Source organism: Mycobacterium sp. TH-M82 (assembly GCF_057473605.1).
The window spans coordinates 1-20932 of the sequence record NZ_JBYCKY010000352.1 but is presented as its reverse complement, the minus strand read 5'-3'; the positions used below and the strand labels follow the sequence as shown (position 1 = coordinate 20932).

General features: G+C 67.0%; 17 protein-coding genes. 7 read left to right on the top strand and 10 right to left on the bottom strand.

Annotated features, from left to right (window positions below; genetic code table 11):
• Nucleotides 1-2168: replicative DNA helicase (locus AC2VON_RS10980; RefSeq protein ID WP_486952982.1), on the top strand; the 2168-nt coding region annotated here is incomplete at its 5' end.
• Between the two features lie 265 nt (nucleotides 2169-2433).
• Here the strand turns inward: AC2VON_RS10980 and AC2VON_RS10975 are convergent.
• The 3 genes from AC2VON_RS10975 to AC2VON_RS10965 all read right to left on the bottom strand — a co-directional run bounded on the left by AC2VON_RS10975 (nucleotide 2434) and on the right by AC2VON_RS10965 (nucleotide 3538).
• Nucleotides 2434-2646: a hypothetical protein gene (locus AC2VON_RS10975; protein WP_486952981.1), complete on the bottom strand. Its 213-nt coding sequence runs from the start codon at nucleotides 2644-2646 to the stop codon at nucleotides 2434-2436.
• 20 nt (nucleotides 2647-2666) lie between these two features.
• Nucleotides 2667-2918, bottom strand: a complete 252-nt coding sequence (locus AC2VON_RS10970; RefSeq protein WP_486952980.1) for a nucleotidyltransferase family protein — start codon at nucleotides 2916-2918, stop codon at nucleotides 2667-2669.
• 242 nt (nucleotides 2919-3160) lie between these two features.
• A complete protein-coding gene (locus AC2VON_RS10965; RefSeq protein ID WP_486952979.1) occupies nucleotides 3161-3538 on the bottom strand; it encodes an ArsR/SmtB family transcription factor in 378 nt (125 codons plus the stop codon).
• A 220-nt stretch (nucleotides 3539-3758) separates the two neighbouring features.
• Here AC2VON_RS10965 and AC2VON_RS10960 point away from each other — a divergent pair, with 220 nt between their 5' ends.
• Nucleotides 3759-8219 carry an HAD-IC family P-type ATPase gene (locus tag AC2VON_RS10960; protein WP_486952983.1) on the top strand — a complete coding sequence of 1487 codons (4461 nt, stop codon included), beginning with the start codon at nucleotides 3759-3761 and terminating at the stop codon, nucleotides 8217-8219.
• Here the strand turns inward: AC2VON_RS10960 and AC2VON_RS10955 are convergent.
• The 3 genes from AC2VON_RS10955 to AC2VON_RS10945 are packed head-to-tail and all read right to left on the bottom strand — an operon-like array spanning nucleotide 8185 to nucleotide 11414.
• Nucleotides 8185-9048: an SDR family oxidoreductase gene (locus tag AC2VON_RS10955; protein WP_486952978.1), complete on the bottom strand. Its 864-nt coding sequence runs from the start codon at nucleotides 9046-9048 to the stop codon at nucleotides 8185-8187. The genes AC2VON_RS10960 and AC2VON_RS10955 overlap by 35 nt on opposite strands.
• A gap of 16 nt (nucleotides 9049-9064) precedes the next feature.
• The gene (locus AC2VON_RS10950; protein WP_486952977.1) at nucleotides 9065-9877 is read right to left on the bottom strand and encodes a Cof-type HAD-IIB family hydrolase; all 813 of its coding nucleotides are present in this window, start codon (nucleotides 9875-9877) and stop codon (nucleotides 9065-9067) included.
• Between the two features lie 22 nt (nucleotides 9878-9899).
• Nucleotides 9900-11414, bottom strand: a complete 1515-nt coding sequence (locus AC2VON_RS10945; RefSeq protein ID WP_486952976.1) for a hypothetical protein — start codon at nucleotides 11412-11414, stop codon at nucleotides 9900-9902.
• A 468-nt stretch (nucleotides 11415-11882) separates the two neighbouring features.
• On the opposite strand from AC2VON_RS10945, the gene AC2VON_RS10940 reads away from it, so the two are divergent.
• The 3 genes from AC2VON_RS10940 to AC2VON_RS10930 are packed head-to-tail and all read left to right on the top strand — an operon-like array spanning nucleotide 11883 to nucleotide 15318.
• Nucleotides 11883-13328: an FAD-dependent oxidoreductase gene (locus tag AC2VON_RS10940; protein ID WP_486952975.1), complete on the top strand. Its 1446-nt coding sequence runs from the start codon at nucleotides 11883-11885 to the stop codon at nucleotides 13326-13328.
• A 60-nt stretch (nucleotides 13329-13388) separates the two neighbouring features.
• A complete protein-coding gene (locus tag AC2VON_RS10935) occupies nucleotides 13389-13856 on the top strand; it encodes an SRPBCC family protein (RefSeq protein WP_486952974.1) in 468 nt (155 codons plus the stop codon).
• Nucleotides 13857-13866: 10 nt separating this feature from the next.
• Complete coding sequence (locus AC2VON_RS10930) at nucleotides 13867-15318, top strand: amidase (protein ID WP_486952973.1); 1452 nt, start codon at nucleotides 13867-13869, stop codon at nucleotides 15316-15318.
• Nucleotides 15319-15465: 147 nt separating this feature from the next.
• On the opposite strand, the gene AC2VON_RS10925 is transcribed toward AC2VON_RS10930, so the two are convergent.
• Both AC2VON_RS10925 and AC2VON_RS10920 read right to left on the bottom strand, forming a co-directional pair.
• Nucleotides 15466-15984, bottom strand: a complete 519-nt coding sequence (locus AC2VON_RS10925) for an Rv1352/Rv1906c domain-containing protein (RefSeq protein ID WP_486952972.1) — start codon at nucleotides 15982-15984, stop codon at nucleotides 15466-15468.
• A 21-nt stretch (nucleotides 15985-16005) separates the two neighbouring features.
• On the bottom strand, nucleotides 16006-16647 hold the full coding sequence (locus tag AC2VON_RS10920) for a class I SAM-dependent methyltransferase (RefSeq protein WP_486952971.1): 642 nt from the start codon (nucleotides 16645-16647) through the stop codon (nucleotides 16006-16008).
• A gap of 45 nt (nucleotides 16648-16692) precedes the next feature.
• Between AC2VON_RS10920 and AC2VON_RS10915 the strand changes: the two genes are divergently transcribed.
• Complete coding sequence (locus AC2VON_RS10915) at nucleotides 16693-17508, top strand: rhomboid family intramembrane serine protease (RefSeq protein WP_486952970.1); 816 nt, start codon at nucleotides 16693-16695, stop codon at nucleotides 17506-17508.
• 193 nt (nucleotides 17509-17701) lie between these two features.
• Nucleotides 17702-19732, top strand: coding sequence for an acyltransferase family protein (locus tag AC2VON_RS10910; protein WP_486952969.1), 2031 nt, complete (start codon nucleotides 17702-17704; stop codon nucleotides 19730-19732).
• Between the two features lie 84 nt (nucleotides 19733-19816).
• Here AC2VON_RS10910 and AC2VON_RS10905 read toward each other — a convergent pair whose 3' ends face one another.
• Nucleotides 19817-20584, bottom strand: coding sequence for an SDR family NAD(P)-dependent oxidoreductase (locus tag AC2VON_RS10905; protein ID WP_486952968.1), 768 nt, complete (start codon nucleotides 20582-20584; stop codon nucleotides 19817-19819).
• A gap of 1 nt (nucleotide 20585) precedes the next feature.
• Nucleotides 20586-20932, bottom strand: a 347-nt coding sequence (locus AC2VON_RS10900; protein ID WP_486952967.1) for an AMP-binding enzyme, incomplete at its 5' end; no start/stop codon positions are given.

The following is a 20932-nucleotide window of genomic DNA, read 5'->3' as shown; positions in this document are numbered from 1 at the left end:
AGATCTACGAGGTCACCGAGCGGCGGCTGTCCGAGGATTTCGTCCCGCTGGAAGACCTGCTGCAACCGACCATGGACGAGATCGATGCCATCGCCTCCGGCGGCGGCCTGGCCCGCGGCGTGCCGACCGGCTTTCACGACCTCGACGACGTGACCAACGGCCTGCACCCCGGCCAGATGATCATCGTCGCGGCCAGGCCGGGGGTGGGCAAATCGACGCTGGGTTTGGACTTCATGCGGTCGTGTTCGATCAAGCACCAGATGGCCAGCGTGATCTTCTCTTTGGAGATGAGCAAGTCCGAGATCGTGATGCGGTTGCTGTCCGCCGAGGCGAAGATCAAGCTCGCCGATATGCGGTCGGGGCGGATGAGCGACGACGACTGGACCCGGCTGGCCCGACGGATGAGTCAGATCAGCGAAGCCCCGCTGTACATCGACGACTCGCCGAACCTGACCATGATGGAGATCCGCGCCAAGGCGCGGCGGCTGCGCCAGAAAGCCGACCTGCGCCTGGTGGTGGTGGACTACCTGCAGCTGATGACCTCGGGCAAGAAGTTCGAGTCGCGGCAGGTGGAGGTGTCGGAGTTCTCCCGCAACCTCAAGCTGCTGGCCAAAGAACTCGAAGTTCCGGTCGTGGCCATCAGCCAGCTCAACCGCGGGCCCGAGCAGCGCACCGACAAGAAGCCGATGCTGGCCGACCTGCGCGAGTCGGGCTGTTTGACCGCTTCGACACGAATCCTGCTGGCCGACACCGGCGCTGAGGTGACGCTGGGTGAGCTGCTGCGCACCGGCGAGCGCCCGCTGGTATGGTCGCTGGACGAGCAGCTGCGGATGGTGGCCCGGCCGATGACCAACGTCTTCCCCAGTGGTCACCGGGAAGTGTTCAAGCTCCGGCTGGCGTCCGGCCGCGAAGTGGAAGCCACGGCGAACCATCCGTTCCTGACGCTGGACGGGTGGACTCCCATGGGGGAGCTGAAGGTCGGCGATCGGCTGGCGGTGCCGCGGCGGGTGCCCGAGCCGGTGCAGACGCAACGACTTCCGGACGAGGAAGTGATACTGCTGGCACACATGATCGGCGACGGGTCGTGTGTCAAGAACCAGCCGATCCGCTACGCGAGCATCGACGAGGCCAACCTTGCCGCCGTGACGACCGCCGCCGAGCACTTCGGTGTGACCGCGGTGCGCGATGACTACCCGGCGGCGCGGTGCACGACGCTGCGGTTGCCTGCGCCCTTTCACTTGACGCGCGGGCGGCGGAATCCGATTGCGGCGTGGCTGGATGGGCTTGGCTTGTTCGGCAAGCGGAGCCACGAAAAGTTCGTGCCACATTCGGTTTTCGCATTGCCCAACGATCAGATCGCACTTTTCATACGGCATCTGTGGGCGACCGATGGCTCGGTGCGGTGGGATGAAAAGATCGGCCAAGCGCGGATCTACTATGCGTCAACCAGTCGGCGGCTCATCGATGACATGGCAGTCCTTCTGCTGCGGGCGGGCGTTTTCGCCCGCATCAAGCGAATACGCAAGGTTGGTTACCGCGACTCGTGGAACCTGCATATTTACGGCGCGGAGAATCAGGTCAGGTTTCTGCATCATGTCGGTGCTCAGGGGGAAAAGGCAATCGCGGCCAGAGAAGTGCTCCCTCACCTTGAGGACTTGGCCCGCAACCCCAACCTGGACACAGTGCCGAAGGAAGTCTGGGCGCGGGTAAGAGAAGTTCTCGCCGCCAAAAAAGTGACACATCGGCAGTTTGCGTCCGCCATGGGTATCCAGTTTTGCGGATCAACTCTGTGGAAACATGCACCGAGTCGCTCCCGGTTGCATCGCGCGGCCACTCTGCTCGAGGACATGGAGCTGCACGCCCTGGCAGTAAGCGATGTGTTTTGGGACAAAATCGTGGACATCACTAGCATCGGCACACAGGACGTCTATGACGGAACTGTTCCTGATACGAATAACTTTGTAGCACAGGGTATTTCAGTTCACAACTCTTTGGAGCAAGATAGCGACATGGTGATTCTCCTGCACCGGCCGGATGCGTTCGAACGCGACGATCCTCGGGGTGGTGAGGCGGATCTGATTCTGGCGAAGCACCGCAACGGGCCGACGAAGACGGTCACGGTGGCCCATCAACTGCACCTGTCGCGGTTCACCAACATGGCGCGGTGATCGCGCAGTTTGTAGGATCTCACGCCAGACTTCAAAATCTCACGGATGATTTCCAATGGACTTCAAATTTGAAGCGGTGGTGAGACACCGTAGCGGCGGTTTCGGCGCGGTTTTCGATTGCATGGTAGGGGCTTCTCAGTGAGCAGGATCATCGGTCTGGCCGCCGCCTTCGGTGATGTCAAGCAGCGCCGTGACCGCGGTGTTCAGCGGACCGAGATCGTTTGTGATTACGTCTTCCACGACGGCCGAGTCGATGTTGAAGTATTCATGAACAAGGAAATTCCGCATCGCGGCGATCTGGCGCCAAGAGATGTCCGGCCGTTTGGTTGGCGGTGACGCCTTCTGGAAGGGCGTTCACCGCTTCTCCGAAGACGCCGATCTCGCGGAGTATCGCCGATACCGCCATGTCGGCATGCTGGCCTTTCAGGGACGGCCGGCAGTCGTAGACCTTGGCGATCGCTGCCTGAAGGTCGGTCAAGCGGCCTCGGGCGGATCTGGTCACAAGGCGATGACCTGCCCGCGCGCCGACTCGGATACGCCCTTTTTGAGCAGTCCGTCGTAGGCGACGTCAACGGACATCTGGAGCAATTCTTCTAGTTCGAGACGAATGCCGGACAGTCGCGACAGTCGGCTACCTGGTCCTGCTTCGGAGAGGTCCAGCAGAATGTCGACGTCGCTGCCCGGGCCAGCGGTGCCTTGGGCTACCGATCCGAAAAGCCGTGGGTTGCTGGCACCGTACCTGGTGAGCACAGCGCCGATGTCGTCCCTGTGCTCGCGAAGGCGCTCCAGTGCTCGCTTGCTGTACGTGCTGGTGACGTTCCGATTCTACGGCGGTGGTTCGGATCGGTGGAGCATAGTGTCAGCGGCACGTGAAAACTGACCCTGCCGCCCGCAGCGCGGAAAAGGTAAGACAAATCGCAAACGCCATCGCCAGCAGAGCGAGCCAGTGCAGTGAACCGTGAGAACCTACGTTTCGATCGGCCAAGGGCGGCTCAGCGATTGAGTGGCGGGTCGGGCGCGAGGCTGCCGTCGGGGGCGATGTGGGCGAAGATCTGCTGTATCAGGGTGAGGATGTGCGGGTCGTCGACGGTGTAGATGTGGCGGCGGCCTTCTCGGCGTGCGCTGATCAGGCCCGCGAGGCGCAGCTTTGTCAGGTGTTGGCTCATGGTGGCCACGCCGAGGCCGGTGCGTTCCGCCAGCGTTGTCACGTCGTAGGCGTCTTGGGCGGCCAGCCAGAGCACGTGTAACCGTGCTGGGCTGCCGAGGAGCGTGAAAGTGCCTGCGGCCGAGGCTAGCTGCGGCTGGGTCGGCTCGTCGGATCGGCCGACTGAAGTAGTGACTTCGAATGGCCGTTCTGCGTGTTTTGCCATAGTGATGTCTAGTGTGCCGCACCGCTGATCACGGGTTCCATACGCTCTAACATTCTACCACTTGCGTAATCAACGAAATTATTGCAGGATCGGGGTCGCTCCGAGCAACGGGGTCAACGTCCGAACCGGGTGGACGACTTGGAGCGCCTGCCGGGTTGGTTCTCTGCGATTGGGTGGTAGCGAAGTGATCCGAACATTCCGGCCGCTGCGTGTGATCACGATGGGAATCCAGGCAACCGCCACAACCGTGGACGCGGCGGTCCGCAGTGCATCCGCCGCCGCGGAAGCTGTGGGGACGATAGTCGCTGCAAGTGTCGACATCGCTGCCGCACCGGCCCGGCAAGGCGCCAAGCTGCTGTCCGGCGAGGGTGCTGTTTCGGCGCTCACCCGGCGCCATTGGTGTGGTGAGGGCCGCGCGTGGGTCGAGGTGCGTGGCCTGAACAGCCCTGACGGCGCAGAACGCGGACGCGCAGTGCTCGACTCGCTTCAATCCCGGCCCGGCGTAACGAAAGTCAGCCTGAATTATCCACTGTCGCGGGTCGTCGTCGAGTTCGACGGCGACCAGACATCGCTGGGCGAGGTGTGTCGCGCCGTTGATGACGCCGAACGGCAGTGCCCCCAGGCCAACGGCGGCACTCATGCGGCCGGCCTGCCAGGTGATGGTCTGCTGATGGTCACCCGGGGGGCGATGGTCGCTGCCAACGCCACCGGATTGGCCATCGCGGTGGTGGGCCGAGCGCTGCGGTTACCGGCAGCACCGGTCGCCGTCGACGCGGTAGCGGCGTTCGCGAACTATCAACCATGGGTACGTCGGCTGCTGGGAGACCGGATAGGCATCGGGGCGACCGACACCGTCTTGTTGCTGGTCTCCCTCGGCGCGCGCATCGCCACCTTGTCCCCGGCGGCGCTCTCGGTCGACCTGGCGATGCAGGCCATCAAGGCCGCGGAGAACCACGCCGCAGCGCAAGCGTGGAGTCGCCTTGAACCGGAGCTGGCGCGCTACGCCGACCAACCGGACACCCGCTGGCCAGCGCGCCCGGTGCCGCTGCCGCCCGGACCGGCCGAACGCCACGGCAAGCGCATGGCGATCACGCAGGTGATCGGCGCAAGTCTGGTCGGCGTCATCAACCGCAACGTCGCCATGGCTTCGAACGCGGCGGTCGTAGCCGCACCGAGAGCCATGCGCACCACAACCGAGTCGTTCGCGGCGACGCTTGCACAGAGCCTGGCCGAAAAGCACGGGGTGCTGCCGCTGCGGCGGGAGGGTCTGCGCTGCCTCGACAAGGTCGACACTGTGCTCATCGACCCGCGCGTGCTCTGCAGTGACCAACTGCGGGTGGTGCGTGTTCGCGGTGCCGGCGACAGCCAGCTCGCCGCGGCCTGGCGCAAGGCGCAGGCCCTGCGCGATCAGCCCGGCCTGAGCCCGGGTTGGCATCCGGTTAGCGGGGTCCGAGGGGCTAGCCGGGCTAGCCGAACGCGAGCGATCGAGGCGCTCGTCACACCTGCGCACCACCGGTTGGCGTCGGCGCTGTTGGCCGAAGCACGCGTGGCCGGCGTGGACATAGTCTCACTCGACGCCGGGTTCTTGGGCGATCTGCGGCCTGCGTTCGACGAGCTGCGGCCGGTCGATGACGGCGAGGGTGACGCAGCGTTCGACGAGGCGCTGGCCGCCGCGCTGACCGATTTGCAGCAGGACGGGCGCACCGTGGCGGTGCTGTCTTCCTCGGGTGCGCAGGCGTTGTGCTCTGCGGATGTGGCCCTGGGAATCATGCCGAACACCGACACCGCACCGCCCTGGGACGCGGATTTGATCCTGGCCGACCTGGCTGGCGCCTGGCGGGTGCTGCACGCCCTGCCGGCGGCTCGGGAAGCGACCGCACGCGGTATCGCGATCTCTACCGGCGCATCGTCGTTGGGTGCGGTGCTGATGGTGCCCGGTGCCCGGGGCGGGCGTGGCCCGGGCGGACCGGTGACCCTCGGCTCCGTTGCCGGGTTGCTGTCGGGATACCTGCTGGCCCGCCGGGCCGCCCGCACGCCCGTCCCGAAGCCGGCCCCTGCTCATGAGTGGCACGCGATGTCGGTTGAGCAGGTCCGCGAGGTATTGCCGCCACCGGACCCCAACATGGGCAACACAGAACACGTGCAACCCCCGAATGCGGTGTGGCAGTTCGCCAGGGCCGTGCGAGCGGAGCTGTCCGATCCACTGATGCCGGTGCTGGCACTGTGCTCGACGGCCACCGCGATGCTGGGTTCACCGATCGACGCGATGATGGTCAGCACGGTGCTGATCGGAAACTGCACGCTCGCGGCCGCCCAACAGCTCCGGGCCGAGAACCGACTGAACCGCTTGCTGGCACGACAGATCCCACCGGCTCGCACCGTCGTCGCCGGACCAACCGGTGCGCCCGTCTACCGCGAGGTCGTCACGGATCGGCTGCAGCCCGGTGATGTGATCGAGGTGCGCAGCAACGAGGTGGTCCCGGCGGACGCGCGCGTGATCGAGGCCACGGATCTGGAGGTCGACGAGTCGTCGCTGACCGGGGAGTCGCTGTCGGTGGACAAGCAGACCGCGGCGACACCGGGTGCTGAGCTCGCGGAGCGGCGCTGCATGCTCTATGCGGGCACCACGGTGGTGGCGGGCACCGCGGTTGCGCTGGTCACCGCCGTCGGAGCCGACACCCAGGCGCGCCGGGCCACCGAGCTGGCAACCGGTGAGCCGCCCGTCGTCGGCCTACAGCACCAGCTCAGCCAGCTGATGGGCCAAGCGTTCCCGGCCAGCGCAGGTGGCGGCGCACTGGTCGGTGCGCTGGAACTGCTGCGCGGTGGCGGGCTTCGCCAAGCGCTGGGCAACGCCATCGCAGTCGCCGTGGCGGCGGTCCCGGAGGGCATGCCGCTGATGGCCACCCTCGCTCAACATGCATCGTCACAACGGCTGAGTAAGACCGGTGCGCTGGTGCGCATTCCGCGGTCGGTGGAGGCACTCGGTCGCGTGGAGGTGGTCTGCTTCGACAAGACCGGCACGCTCAGCGAGAACCGCCTTCGGGTCATCCGGGTGCACCCGGTAGAGCGGCATTCAGACACCGATGTGCTGCGCTGCGCTGCACACGCCGCACCGGCACCCGAGGGCGCTGCCCACGCCCACGCCACCGACCAGGCCATCATCGAGGCCGCAGCCGGCGATACCCCCGACTTTGCACCGGACGCTCATCTGCCTTTCCGCTCCGGTAGAGCGTTCTCGGCCTCGGTATCGGGTGCGGAGTTGACCCTCAAGGGTGCCCCGGAAGTTGTGCTGGCAAACTGCCGGGGCGTCGGCCCGGACGTGCACGATACCGTGGCCGGCCTGGCTGCCCAGGGTCTGCGGGTGATCGCGGTAGCGCAGCGCGAACTCATCCCTGAGCAGGCGCAATCCATCAAGGAAGACCCGGACGGCATCAGTCAATTGTGCGGCTCCGGGTTGTCGCTGGTCGGGTTCCTCGGCATCGCCGACACCCCGCGCCCCGAAGCGCCCCAACTGCTCGCTGCGCTGGCCGACCGGGGCATAGGGATCCGGCTGATCACCGGTGACCACCCCGTCACCGCCACCGCGATCGCCGCCGAACTGGGCGTACCGGTCACCGCCGATCAGGTGATCACCGGATCGCAGTGGAATGGCCTGTCGCGCAAAGACCAGGAACGCGCCGTGTGCCAGCGGGTGATCTTCGCCCGGATGTCGCCGGAGAACAAAGTGCAGATCGTCCAGACCCTGGAGCGCGCCGGGAAGGTGTGTGCCATGGTCGGCGACGGCGCCAACGATGCCGCCGCGATCCGGGCCGCCAGCGTCGGACTCGGTGTCGTCGCACGCGGCAGCGACTCAGCCCACACCACAGCCGATATCGTGCTCACCGACGGCCGCATCGGTGCGCTGACCGACGCCATCGACGAGGGCCGGCGGCTGTGGCGCGGAGTGCAGTTGGCGGTGTCCGGGCTGCTCGGCGGCAACGTTGGCGAGGTGATCTTCGGCGTCGTCGGCACCGCGATCACCGGCCGTTCCCCGTTGAACAACCGGCAGCTGTTACTGATGAACATGCTTACCGACGCCCTGCCTGCCACCTCAGTAGCGGTCAGCACCCCGGTGGGACCGGTGCAGCGCGTCGCAAACGGCATCGACAAACCCAGGTTGATGCGTGCGGTGGCATTCCGCGGCGCCATCACCGGGGCCGCGGCCACCGCGGCGTGGACGATGGCATCGCTCACCGGGCGACCGCAACGCGCGGCTACAGTGGCGTTGATCTCGCTGGTCACCACCGAACTCGGCCAATCCCTGGTCGACTCGCACGCCCCGCTGGTGCTGCTCACCTCCGCTGGCTCGTTTGGCGCCTTCGCGTTGATGATCGGCACCCCTGGGATCAGCCAACTGCTCGGCTGCACCCCGGTCGGCCCACTCGGCTGGGCCCAGGGCGTGGGATCGGCCGGCGCAGCACTCCTTGCGTTGGCGGCCGCTCATCGCTTGCTGCCGGCCGCCTGGCGGGGTGCAGAATCACTGGAGACGGAGAGCGCCCCGACACCTGACCAGCGATCCCGTGGCTTGGTTGTCGAACGGCCCATGGCTGACACGACCGCGCCGAGTCGCTTGATCGCACCCCGCATCGGCAGCGAAACCGCGTTCCTCAGCCAGCCAGTTCGGCAACCCGCGCACGGGTAGCCGCCCACAGCTCTCCCTGCCGGGTGCGCATCTGCCGATGCCGGGTGGCCAGCTCGATGTCCAACGGCCGGCGCGCAATCGGGCCTGTGGTGGATACCGCGGCCGGGGGCAGCGCCTTACCGAGCAACCCGGCGATGTAGGCGGCCCACTCGGATTTCGTCACCACGTCGACACCGGCCGCGTGATAGATGCCAGGCGGGGCCTTCGTCGTGATGACGGTGCCCGTTACGCGGGCGACGTGCTCGACCGAAATCGGATAACGCCGCCGATCGTCGCGGACCAGCGGCGTTTTGCGGACCAGCGCTTCGACGGTCTCGGCAACAAAGTCTCTGCTACCGAACAGCATTGGCAGCCTGATCACCATGTTGTCGCCCTGGCTCAACACGAGTTTCTCGGCCTCGGCTTTGTGCCGGCCGTAGACCTGCAGCGGCATCACCGGTGCGTCCTCTAAGTATCTGCCGGGCTGTCCGAACACGTAGTCCGACGAATAATAGACAACCCGACGGCCTGTCTTCGCCGCCGCCTCGGCCACCCAGCCGGCGCCAATCACGTTGACGGCGTAGGACGTCGACGGGTCGTCTTCGCAGCGGTCCGGATCGGCTACTGCCGCGGCGTAGACGACGACACGCGGGTCGATCCCCTCGATGCACGCCACAAGCCCGTTTTGATCACAGACGTCGACGCCGGCGGTGTCCGGCGTCGCAGCTTTCCGCGACACACTTCGGACGGCGAACCCGTATCCGGGAAGCAGGCGCCCCAACGCCTCACCGACGCGCCCGCTCGCACCCAAGACCAGTACGTCAGTGGGCTTTTCGACCGGTGTTACCATGGCGATTAATGAGTCGTCAGCTCGCCGTCGTGATTCTGTCCAGCCATTGGGCTACCGCGTTCGATCCCGGGCCGGCGATGAGCTCGCGTGCCGCCGTTTTGGCCCTGGCACTCGCCGCACCCACCGCCACACCGTAGCCGACCATCTGCAGCATCGCGGCGTCGGAGTCACTGTCCCCGAACGCCACGACACCACCCGGTGCGATGTCGAGGTGGTGGCAGAGTTCTCGAACCGCGCGCGCCTTGTCGACACCGTTCGCCTGGATATCGCAGCAATCCCGTCCGGCGGAGACCGCCGTCAAAGCCGAGAACTCGTCCACTGCGTCAACCACCTGTCTGCAGGCGGATTCGCTGCCGCGACACATAATCTTCAGGACAGGGCTGCCATCAAGATCCGCGAGAGCCCTGGCAGGGGATCGTGAATCGGCCGCCAGGCCCGTCGCTCGCTCCTCGTGGTCGATGGCCGCGGCGGGGCCCACCGCCAGCCAATGCGATCGGCGATAAACGTTGACCAGACCGCCGTCACGGGCGAACCCGCGAAGCAGTTCTATGAGCCGCGCATCCAGCACGAAGCTCTCCTCGACCAACCGGCGCCCATCGACGGATACGGCTAGTGCGCCGTTGAATCCGATGAGGTGCGTCGCCACGCCCACTCGTCGGGCGAACAACTCGACCGATGCGAGCGGCCGCGAGCTGGCGAAGGCTGCCTGGAGCCCGCGCTGCGGCAGTGTGCGCAGAGCCCGAGCAGTTGCACCCGAAATCGGGTGGTCGGCATCCAACAGTGTGCCGTCGAGGTCGAAGACGACCAGTTGCGCGTGGACGTCGTGCATGGTTCCTTCCCGCCGAGCCTTGCTAACCGTCCAGCCGCCAGGTGTTGCGAGCCACCTCGTTCATGCGCCTCAGCCCGCGGTGGTGATCCTCTTCGCAGGGGTCCGCGTCGATCGAAAATTCCTGTAGCACATCCGCAAGCAGCGACGCACCTGTGGCGTATATGGCCGCCGCGACGTTCGGCGACGCGTCGGGGTGTATGTGGAACGGCATGTCGGAGCAGAAGTGCATGGCCTCGTTGAACATGGTGCGGGAATTCAGCTGTTCGCTGTCTGTCCGCAGGACCCTGGTGACGATGCTCTGCATTGCCTGGCCCAGCTGGTTGTATACGTCTTCGAGATGCGGAGAATTCAGCCTTAACTCCAAAACCGCAGTATCGCCGCTGATGTAGTGGCCGATTTCGTGGCGGCCCTCGTGGAGCAGGTCGTAGTGCCGGTTGTAACTGTGCGACAGTTTGCCGAGGTCATAGTATATGTCGCAGGCGGGATAGCCCCGTGGGTCGACCAGCCAAAATCTATCCGACTCCTGGTCGTACAGGATATTCTCCAAGTGCAGATCACCGTGAATGTGTGGCGATACTCCAGGTGGCGTCAATTCTGCGACCACGCCGGCGTCTTGCTCCAGTTGGTACAGCATTGCCGGAATATTTGAAATCACCCGCCCATTGATCTGCAGCCGGGGACTGTGTATCAGGGGAGCAAAGTCGGGATCCAGATCGATGGTTACCGCGAGGCGGTTCCAGACGCGGTCGAAGTGATAGTCCTGAACATAGCCCCGCGGCGTTTCACCCAGATAGCTCAGGTAAGCGTGGTTGTACTCGTAGTCGAGTACCTGCTCGAGTACCGCGGCTGCGCGAGCGGGAGTGATCTGGAGATTGAGCAGCAAATCGCGAAGGTTGGGGTGGGCAACGTATTCCAGGCCCAGCTGGACCGAATCAGCTTTTGTACGGGAGAACAACACTTCTGGATAGGGGTTGACCAACGGAGCCGGGAGCTGCTCGTAGAAACGCGCCTCGTCGCGCAGCTTCAGTGAACCACGGCCATGCGCTTGTTTGCGAAAGTACGGCTGCACACCCGATGTGGCGAACGACCCCCCAACGCGAATGGCGTCGTTGGCAATGATGTCCTCCAACGTGTACCGATGCAGCTTCTTGATGTCGACAATTTTCTGCAGCTCATCTTCGAAGTCCCACGCACTGCGGCAATTCATTTGGAGCAGATCGGGCGATGCCAAACGGGCGGCAACGATACGACCGCTGTCGCCGGGGTTCCACACGACGAAATGCGATGGTGTACGCACCGATCGCACCGTCAGCAGACGCGCCACCGAGGGTGTCAGCTGCCGGCCAGAACAGATCACTATCACGTCGTTCTGGGAAGGGCATTCGTCCAACAGCTCACTGAGGTCATCATCGGTACGCAGATCTATGACGTCATTGACGCCGTACCGTTGCAGCTGCGTACGGATGTTGTCACCTAAATCGGCCGGGCAGTCCCCGGAATACGCGCGCTGCGCCTCGTCGACGATTAGTCCTTGCATATGCGCGGACCTGACTACGCCGACTCGCGCGCGACGCGGGCCTTGGTGCCGACGCCACTTCTCGGCGTCACACCGGGGTGCTGCCGGCGGGTGGACGGCCAGTCGGTTCGTTCGCGTGCGCTGAACACTGCGACGGTCGGCGTGGTCAAGGCGGGGCCTTCCTGCTCCGGTAGGTCGTTCGCACCCGGGGTCGCACGTGCCGTTCGTGCGTCGAGTATTCGGTGACGATGGTCTTGTGGAGGTCCAATTGCCAGGGCACGACGATAACCGAGCCAATATAGCTCAGCCGGTGCTGCGCAAAGACCACCGGTCCGCTGTGCACAGGACGGATGGTGACACCACGAGCTAAGTCACCGAGGCCGACTCTGTGCACGTTCGAGTGGTCACGCGACACGTCATGTGGCACCGCGGTTTTTGCCGCCGCGTGGTTGACAATGCGGGACGTGACGCAATCGCGGAAGCCCGACATTGGAGCGTGAGACGCCTGAGATCTCCCGCCGGACGTTTCTGCGGGGTGCGGCCGGAGCGTTAGCCGCCGGCGCGGTTTTAGGCTCGGTTCGGGCGGTCGCCGATCCGAACACCTCCGCGTGGGACGGTCTTTCCGGAGCCATCGACGGGCAGGTGTTACGACCGGACGCCCCCCAATTCGGAGCGGCCAAACAGGTTTTCAACACCAATTACAACGACTTGACCCCGGCGGCGGTGGTTATCCCGAGATCACCGGAAGACGTGCAGAAGGCGATGGCCTTCGCTGCGGCCAACAACCTCAAGGTCGCTCCCCGCGCTGGCGGGCACTCCTATATCGGGGCGTCCACGGCGAACGGAACCATGGTGCTCGACCTGCGCGAGCTGCCCGGGGGAATCAGCTACGACGAAGCCACCGGGCAGGTCGCAGTAACCCCGGCGACCGGCCTGTATGCCCTGCACCAGGCGCTGGCCGAGCACGGCCGCGGCGTCTCGACGGGTACCTGCCCGACGGTCGGCACCGCGGGGCACGCCCTGGGCGGCGGGCTGGGCGCCGATTCCCGGCACGCCGGCCTGCTCTGTGACGCGTTGACGTCGGCGTCGGTGGTGCTGCCCGGCGGCCAGGCGGTCACCGCCTCCGCGGCGAGCAACCCCGATCTGCTCTGGGCGTTGCGGGGCGGCGGTGGTGGCAACTTCGGGGCGACCACCTTGTTGACCTTCGCCACGTTCCCCACCGGGGACGTCGACGTCGTGAACCTCAACTTCGCACCCCAGTCGTTCGCGCAGGTCCTGGTCGGCTGGCAGAACTGGCTGCGCACCGCCGACCGGAACAGCTGGGCACTGGCGGACTGCTCCACCGACGCGCCGGGTATGCCGGGCCGTATTCTGGCCACCTGCCCGGTCGGGTCGGGAGGCAGCGTGGCGAACGCCATCGTTTCGGCCGTTGGCATGCAACCGGCCGGAACCGACAACCACACCTTCAACCGCATGGAGCTGGTGCGGCATCTGGCCGTCGGAAACCTCACTCCGTCGCCGCTGGGATATGTCGGCGGATCCGATGTTCTGCCGGCCATCACCGCGCCCGCCGCTGCGGCGATCGCGTCTGCCGCCGACGCGTTTCCGCGCGGAGCGGGCCGGTTGCTGGTGATCATGCATGCACTCGACGGGGCGCTGGCCAGCGTGGCACCTGGGGCCACGGCCTTTCCGTGGCGTCGGCAGTCCGCGCTGGTGCAGTGGTACGTGGAGACGTCCGGTTCCCCGGCGGCGGCGACCGACTGGTTGAACACCGCGCACCAGATGGTGCGGCCGTATTCGGTTGGCGGCTATGTGAACTACCTTGAGGCAGGCCAGCCGGCATCGCGGTACTTCGGCCCGAATCTAGCCCGGCTGAGCGCCGTGCGGCAGAAGTATGACCCCGGCCGGGTGATGTTCTCCGGACTGAATCTCTGAAGGTGGGCTGAAGCGTAGTCTCGATCTGCAAGCATCGTGGGGTATGTGAAGGGAGACACGATGACCGTCACTGTTGTCGACGCGGGACCCCGGCGGGTCAGCCGGGCGGTCGAGGTGGCCGCGCCGGCGGCCGAATTGTTCGCAATGGCAGCTGATCCGCGCCGCCACCGTGAGCTGGACGGATCAGGCACGGTTCGCGACAACATCAGGGTACCAGCGGAAGTTACTGTCGGGTCCAAGTTTTCGACGAACATGAAGATATACGGCGTGCCGTATCGCATCACCAGCCGAGTGACCGCGCTCCAGCCGAACGAAGTGGTCGAATGGCGCCACCCGGAGGGCCACCGCTGGCGATGGGAATTCGAGTCGCTGTCACCGACCCTGACCCGGGTCACCGAGACGTTCGACTATCACGACGCCGGTCCGCTCAAACGGGCGTTCTACCAGCTGACGGGTTCGGTCAAAGCCAACGAGAAGGGCATCGAGGCATCCCTGACCAAGCTGCGTGACCGATACGCCGCGAAGTAAACCGGAAGCCGTGAGCACTCTCGCCGAGGAGACCCGGTGGATGGATGCCACCGGCCAGGCGGAACTGGTGGCCAAGGGTGAGGTTACGCCGGGCGAACTGCTGGACGCGGCGATCGAGCGGATCGAGCAGTCGAATCCGGCATTGAATGCTGTGGTCATTGAGTGGTTCGACCACGCCAGGTCGGTGGCCGCCGGCCCCGACCTGCCCGCCGGCCCGTCCGTTCCCTTCAGAGGTGTCCCGTTCCTGCTCAAGGACCTCTTCACCAGCTTTGCCGGCCAGACCATGTCGAACGGCAACGGTGCGCTGAAGCGGGCCGGCAAGGTCGACGCCACCGACACCACGCTGGTCGCCCGTTTCAAAGCGGCCGGGCTGGTCATCGCGGGGCGGACCAACACCCCGGAGTTCGGCAGCCTGCCCACCACGCAGCCGCTGGCCTGGGGGCCGACCCGCAACCCGTGGGCGCTGGACCGCACGTCGGGTGGGTCGAGTGGCGGCTCCGCGGTCGCGGTGGCCGTCGGGATGGTGCCGTTCGCCAACGCCTCCGACGGCGGCGGGAGCATCCGCATACCGGCGTCGTGTTGCGGGCTGGTGGGACTCAAGCCGAGTCAAGGCCGGATCACGGTCGGGCCGGTGCGCGCCGAGGCGGGGCTGGGCGTCGAACTGTGCGTCAGCCGCACGGTACGCGACACCGCCACGCTGCTCGACACGGTGCGCGGGCCCGGTATCGGCGACACCGTGATCGCGGCGCCGCCGCAGCGTCCGTACGCCGACGAGGTCGGTGCGGACCCGGGGCGGTTGCGCATCGGGCTGCTGGACGTGCATCCGCGCGGCGACTTCCTGCACGAGGATTGCCGATCCGCGGTGCATGCCGCGGCGTCGATGCTGGAGGGACTCGGGCACACGGTTGAGCCGGCGTGGCCGGCCTGCCTCGCCGACACCACCCTGGCCTACAAGTTCATGGCATTGTGGGCGACGCAGATGGCGATGGCCGCGCGCCAGGTCGGCGAGACACTCGGACGCGAGGTGACGGCGGCGGACCTGGAGCCGGTGAACTGGGCGCTCGTCGAGCAGGCGCGGCGGTTGACCGCCGTCGACTACGCCACGGCGGAGGCGGCGGGCTGGGCCTTCCGGCGTGCGCTGCAGCAGTGGTGGGCGGACGGCTGGGACCTGCTGCTGACACCGACGCTGGCCGAGCCGCCACTGCCGCTGACGGAGTTCGAGACCAATCCCGGGGAGCCGACCGCGCCGATGCGCCGGTCCGGGCGGTTCGCCGCGTTCACACCGCCGTTCAACATGAGCGGGCAGCCGGCGATCAGCCTGCCGCTGCACCGCAACGCCGAGGGCCTCCCGATCGGCGTCCAGCTGGCCGCCGGTTACGGCCGCGAGGACGTCCTCATCCGGGTAGCCGCCCAACTGGAATCGGCGCACCCCTGGTCGTCGGTGCACCCGCGGATACCGTGACGCAGGTACTTCTGTCACGGGGGTCACGGTGAGCTTCCACTGGTGGTATTGGCGCTGCTGGCCGACGAGCCGCGGCACGGCTACGAGGTCATGGTGATCGAGCAGACGCTGCAATCCATACCGGACGAGGTGCCGGGCATCTTCTGATCAGCCCCCGCCCGGGGCGGGGGCTTTCGGCGGTGGCGGCGGTTGCGGAGCTTGCTGGGGTTGCTGGGGTTGCTGGGGTTGCGGTAGGAAGCCTTTCAACACGCCGGGCAGGCCAGGCGGTGGCTGTTGAGTGTCTGCGCAGTCCGGCGGGCAGGTGGTCATCTGCCACGGCTGGCAGCGATCGGTCTTGAACAGCGTGTCGGTCGGCTCGATCTGCACCACCTGAGGTTTTTTGGTCAACGCGTTATCGATGATCTTGCCGCCACTGACCCGCTTCCAGTAGCACACGCTGCCTTCGACCGGACCCGCGCTGCGGTAGACACCGGGCACGATGTCGGTTCCCACCGCGTAGCTGCCGTCGCTGTCGATGACGGTTTTGGGTGCCGGCGGGGCAGCGGATGCCGGTGGCGGAGTGGGGGCAGGCGAAGGCGTGGGCGCGGCCTGGGCGATGCCGGTGCCCGCGAAGCAGCCCGCGACAACCAGCGCTGCCGACACCCCCGCCGCCTGCGCCGACCCCATAACACGCCAGCCTAGCCCGGTTTACGGCTTGATTCCCACCGTCAGTAGGTCCGAGACGACCAGCGTCGCGGCGGGCCGGCGCACCCGATGTTGTTTGCTGACGGTGAAGCCGGCGTCGGTGAACAGCGCACGCATCTCAGCCGGCCGCGGATGGTGCGCGGGACTCCAACCGTCCGGAATCAGCCGGCTCAACGGAACAGGGTGGCGCGGGCTGATCGAGGTGACGGCGGCCATCCCGCCCGGGGCGAGCACCCGGTGAAACTCGCGCACCGCCGCCGGCTGATCGAAGAAGTGAAACGCCGACGTCGTCACCACGGCGTCCAGGGCGGCGTCGTCGAACGGCAGTTGTTCGGCGGATCCGGTCAGCCAGTGCACCTGCGCGGACCGTGCCCGGGCCTCGCCGAGCATGCCGTCGGACCTGTCCACGCCGTAGACCGCGCCGGGCTGTAGTTCGCGGGCGATACGCTCGGCGAGGATCCCGGTGCCGCACGCGACATCGGCCACCCGCCCGGGTCGGCGCTCTGTCAACTCGGCGATGATCTCGTCGTGTGCCGGACGATAGACCCAGCGCTGCAGCAGATGAAGGTCGTAAGCGGGTGCGGCCCAGTTCCAGAACCGGGTGACGGCGTCGTTGAGACCTCTGCGCTGCATGCGGGCTGCCATACCCGCAACTTACCGGCCCGGCAGGCCGCTGGTATCAAAGAGGCGATGGACTTCCCGAGTACGCCGGCGTCACCGGCTGAGGCGCCGACGTGCTACCGACACCCCGACCGCATTGCCTATCTGCGCTGCGCACGCTGTGACCGGCACATCTGCGGCGACTGCATGCGCAGTGCCGCCGTCGGGCACCAGTGCGTGGACTGCGTGCGGGCGGGCTCCAAGACCGTACGGCAGCCGCGCGCACCGGGCACAGCGGTGGTCAGCTATGCCCTCATCGCGCTCAACGTGCTGGCGTTCATCGTGCAAAACGGGCCGGCGGGGATCGGCGCGGACCTGGTGCTGCGGTCGGCGGCCGTCGCCGACGGCCAGCTGTACCGGCTCGTGACGTCGGCGTTTCTGCACTACGGGCTGGTGCACCTGCTGGTGAACATGTGGGCGCTGTACGTGGTGGGCCCCGCCCTGGAAACGTTGCTGGGCCGGGTGCGGTTCGGCGTGCTCTACGGGCTGAGCGCGCTGGGCGGCTCGGTCGCGGTCTACCTGTGGGCGCCGCTGGACACGGCGACGGCGGGGGCCTCGGGTGCGGTGTTCGGACTGTTCGGCGCCGCGTTCGTGGTGGCCAGGCGGTTGCGTCTGGACATCCGCTGGGTCGCCGCGGTGATCGTCATCAACCTGATCTTCACCTTCAGCGTCCCGCACATCAGTTGGCAGAGCCACGTCGGTGGGCTGGTCACCGGCACACTGGTCACCCTCGCCTACGTCGATGCGCCGCGGGAACGTCGCGACCTGGTTCTCCTCGTCGTCACTCTCGCGGTGCTGGCGTTGTTCGCGGCGCTGATCTGGTGGCGCACCACCGAACTTCTCTGAACTTCTCTGAACTTCGTCTGACCTGGCCGTACCGCGGTGTGAACCGGATTCCCGCAGCTCTCCGGCCGTGTCAACCCGTTCTGGGAGTGAACCGCCCCTAAGCTGTGCGGTGGTCCAATAGCGAGAGGATCGAGCTATCAGCGGCAACGGCGTTCTCGGCCGACCGGCTGCACAACCCCGGTGGGTAGCGCCGGTGCCGCGCGCCGCCCGGTTCGACACCTCCCGCGGCGCGGACCGGGCGCGACGGGGGTGGCGCCGCCCGGGTATTCAAGCACTGGACGGACTGCGGGCGACAGCCGTCGTCCTGGTGCTGGCCGACCACGGCGGGATCGGCGGTACGCCGGGTGGATTCATCGGCGTCGACCTGTTCTTCGTGCTGAGCGGATTCCTGATCACCTCGCTGCTGATCGACGAGCTCAGCCGTACCGGCCGTATCGACCTGATCGGCTTCTGGATCCGCCGCGGCCGGCGGCTGCTGCCCGCACTGGTGCTGATGGCGCTGGCGGTGGCCTCCATGGCCTCAGTGCAGGAGCTTTTCCCGCCGCAGGCCGTTGCCGGACTACGCGACGACGCGATCGCCACCTTCTTCTGGGTGGCCAACTGGCGGTTCGTCACTCAACAGACCGACTACTTCACCCGGGGCGGCACCCCGTCGCCTCTGCAGCACGCGTGGTCACTGGGCGTGGAAGAGCAGTACTACCTCGTCTGGCCGCTGCTGCTGGTCGCCGTTGCACTGCTGCTGTACCGACGGGCCCGGCGCTACGGGTGGCGGCCCACGGTGGGTGCGGTCCGGCTGGTCGTGGTTGTGCTCGCCACGTTGGGGGCGGTGACGTCGGCCGTTACGGCCGCCGCGCTGGCGTCCGGTGCCGCCAGGGATCGTGTCTATTTCGGCACCGATACCCGCGCGCAGGCGTTGCTGGTCGGCGCTGGGGCCGCCGCCCTGTTGGTAGGCGACTGGCCGGCGCTGATGGCCGGCTGGTCGGTGATCCGGACCCGAGGCGGCAGCTGGGCGGTGCGGCTGCTGCCGTCGGCCGGTCTGGCGGTGCTGGCCGTGGTCGCACATTACGCCACCGGCACCGCCCGCGAGTTTCACGCGGGCTTGCTGAGCGTGGTCGCGGTCGCCGCGATTGCGGTGATCGCCCCGGTGGCGCTGCACCAAACCGGCATGATCGCCCGGGCTCTGTCCTGGCGCCCGCTGGTGTGGCTGGGCACCATCTCCTACGGCGTCTACCTCTGGCACTGGCCGGTCTTCCTGGTGCTCAACGGTGAACGCACCGGATGGTCGGGGCCGCGGCTGTTTGCCGTGCGGTGCGCGACCACTCTCGGGATAGCCGCCGTGTCGTGGTGGGTGATCGAACAGCCGATCCGCCGCTGGCGGCCAGTTCGGGTGCCGTTGCTGCCGCTCGCGGCGGCCGCCAGCGGCACCGCCGTCGCCGTGACCGTGCTGATCGTGCCGGTCGCCGAACGGATCCCGCGGTCCGCCGGCCTGCCACCGGACGTGGCCGCGGCCGCGGCCGTCGTGCCTCCGCCGGCCGGAAGGTGGCCCGCCCGGCTCGGCGTGAGCCGGCCGCGCACGGTGTCGGTGTTCGGCGACTCGATCGCACGGACGTTGATGCGCTACCTGCCGGACACCCCCGGATATGCCTTCATCGACCACACCATCATTGGGTGCAGCATCGTGCGCGCCGGCCCGTACCGCTACTCGGGGAAGACCCTGGAACAAAAGCCGGAGTGCGATGGGTGGCCGGGCAGATGGGCGCAGCAGATCGCCAAGGATCAGCCTGATGTCACCGTTTTGATCGTGGGTCGCTGGGAGACCGTGGACCGGGTGAACGAGGGCCGCTGGACGCAGATCGGCGATCCGACCTTCGACGCGTACCTGGCCGCGGAGCTGTGCCGGGCACTGGAGGTTTTAGGCTCCACCGGGGCGAGGGTCGTCGCGGCGACACTGCCCTACAGCCGCTACGGGGAGAAACCGGACGGGAGCCTGTACCCGGAGGATGAACCGGACCGCGTCGACCGGTGGAACGCACTGCTGCGGCGCGTCATCGCCCAACAGCCCCACCCGGCCGGCATAGCGACGCTGGACCTGAACAAGAAGCTGAGCCCGGCGGGTGCCTACACCGCCAAAGTCGACGGCATCACGGTCCGCAGCGACGGTGTACACCTCACCCCGGAGGGCGTGGCGTGGCTGACGCCGTGGCTGGAGGAGTCCATCAGCTGACCGGCGCCCCACCCGCGAGCATGCGCAAAATCGCACGCGAGGGGCCTTCGCGGTGCGATTTTGCGCATCCTCGCGCCAACAGGCTCACCGCCACTCCGACGTCAGGGCACGCTGGGACAGGTACTTCGTCGAGCTCCAGCCACCGTCGACCACGATCGTCTGGCCGTTGATGAAGCTGCCGCCCGGCGAACACAGAAACGCGACGGTGCTCGCGACGTCGTCCACCGTCGCCAACCGCTGATGCGGCGTCATCTCGACGTGCATCCTGCGGAATCGCTCGTCGGCCAACCGGTGTTCGGTCATGGCGGTGCGAACCACCCCGGGCGCCACCGCGTTGCAACGGATTCCCCGCGATCCGTACTCGCAGGCGATATGGGTGGTCAGCGCGGTCAGGCCGCCCTTCGCCGCGGAGTAGGCACCGCCGCGCAGGCCGCCCACCACGGCGAAAGTGGACGTGATGTTGACGACCGCCGACCCGGGGGGCATGTGGGGCAGCGCTTCGCGGGCCAGTCGGAACGGTGCCCGCAGCATCACATCCAGAAAGTAGTCCAGGGCTTCGTCGTCTGTCTCGTCCAGCGGCTTGGGGTTGCCCACCCCGGCGTTGTTGATCAGGAAGTCGACGTGGCCCCACCGTGAGGTGGCAGCCGCCACGATCTGTTTCGGCGCGTCGTCGACGGTCAGGTCGACGGCGACGGTGGCGACTCGGTCCGGGTCGCCGACGGCTCGTTGCACCTCGGTGAGCCGTTCGGCGTCGCGGCCGGTGCCCAGCACCGCCATGCCCATTCCGGCCAGCCTTCTCACGCAGGCCAGGCCGATTCCGCCGCTCGCGCCGGTGACGATCGCGACCTGCATGTCACCCACCTTTCTCGGTTGGTGCTGTCCCCAGCGCTGCCCTGATGTCGTTTTTCAGGACTTTGCCCGCGTCGTTTTTCGGCAGTGCATCCCAGACGACCACCTGCTCCGGCGCTTTGAACGTGGCAAGGCCCTGGGCCACCAGGAAGCTGCGCAAGCTCGCGACGTCCGGGCCCGGTATCGCCGTGGGTACCACGACCGCGCAGGCCCGCTCGCCGGTGCGGATGTCGGGCAGGCCGACGACGGCCACCTCGGCGATGCCGGGGTGGCCGGCCAGCACGTCTTCGACCTCCTTCGGCGAGATGTTCTCCCCGCTGCGGATGATGACGTCCTTCACGCGGCCGGTGA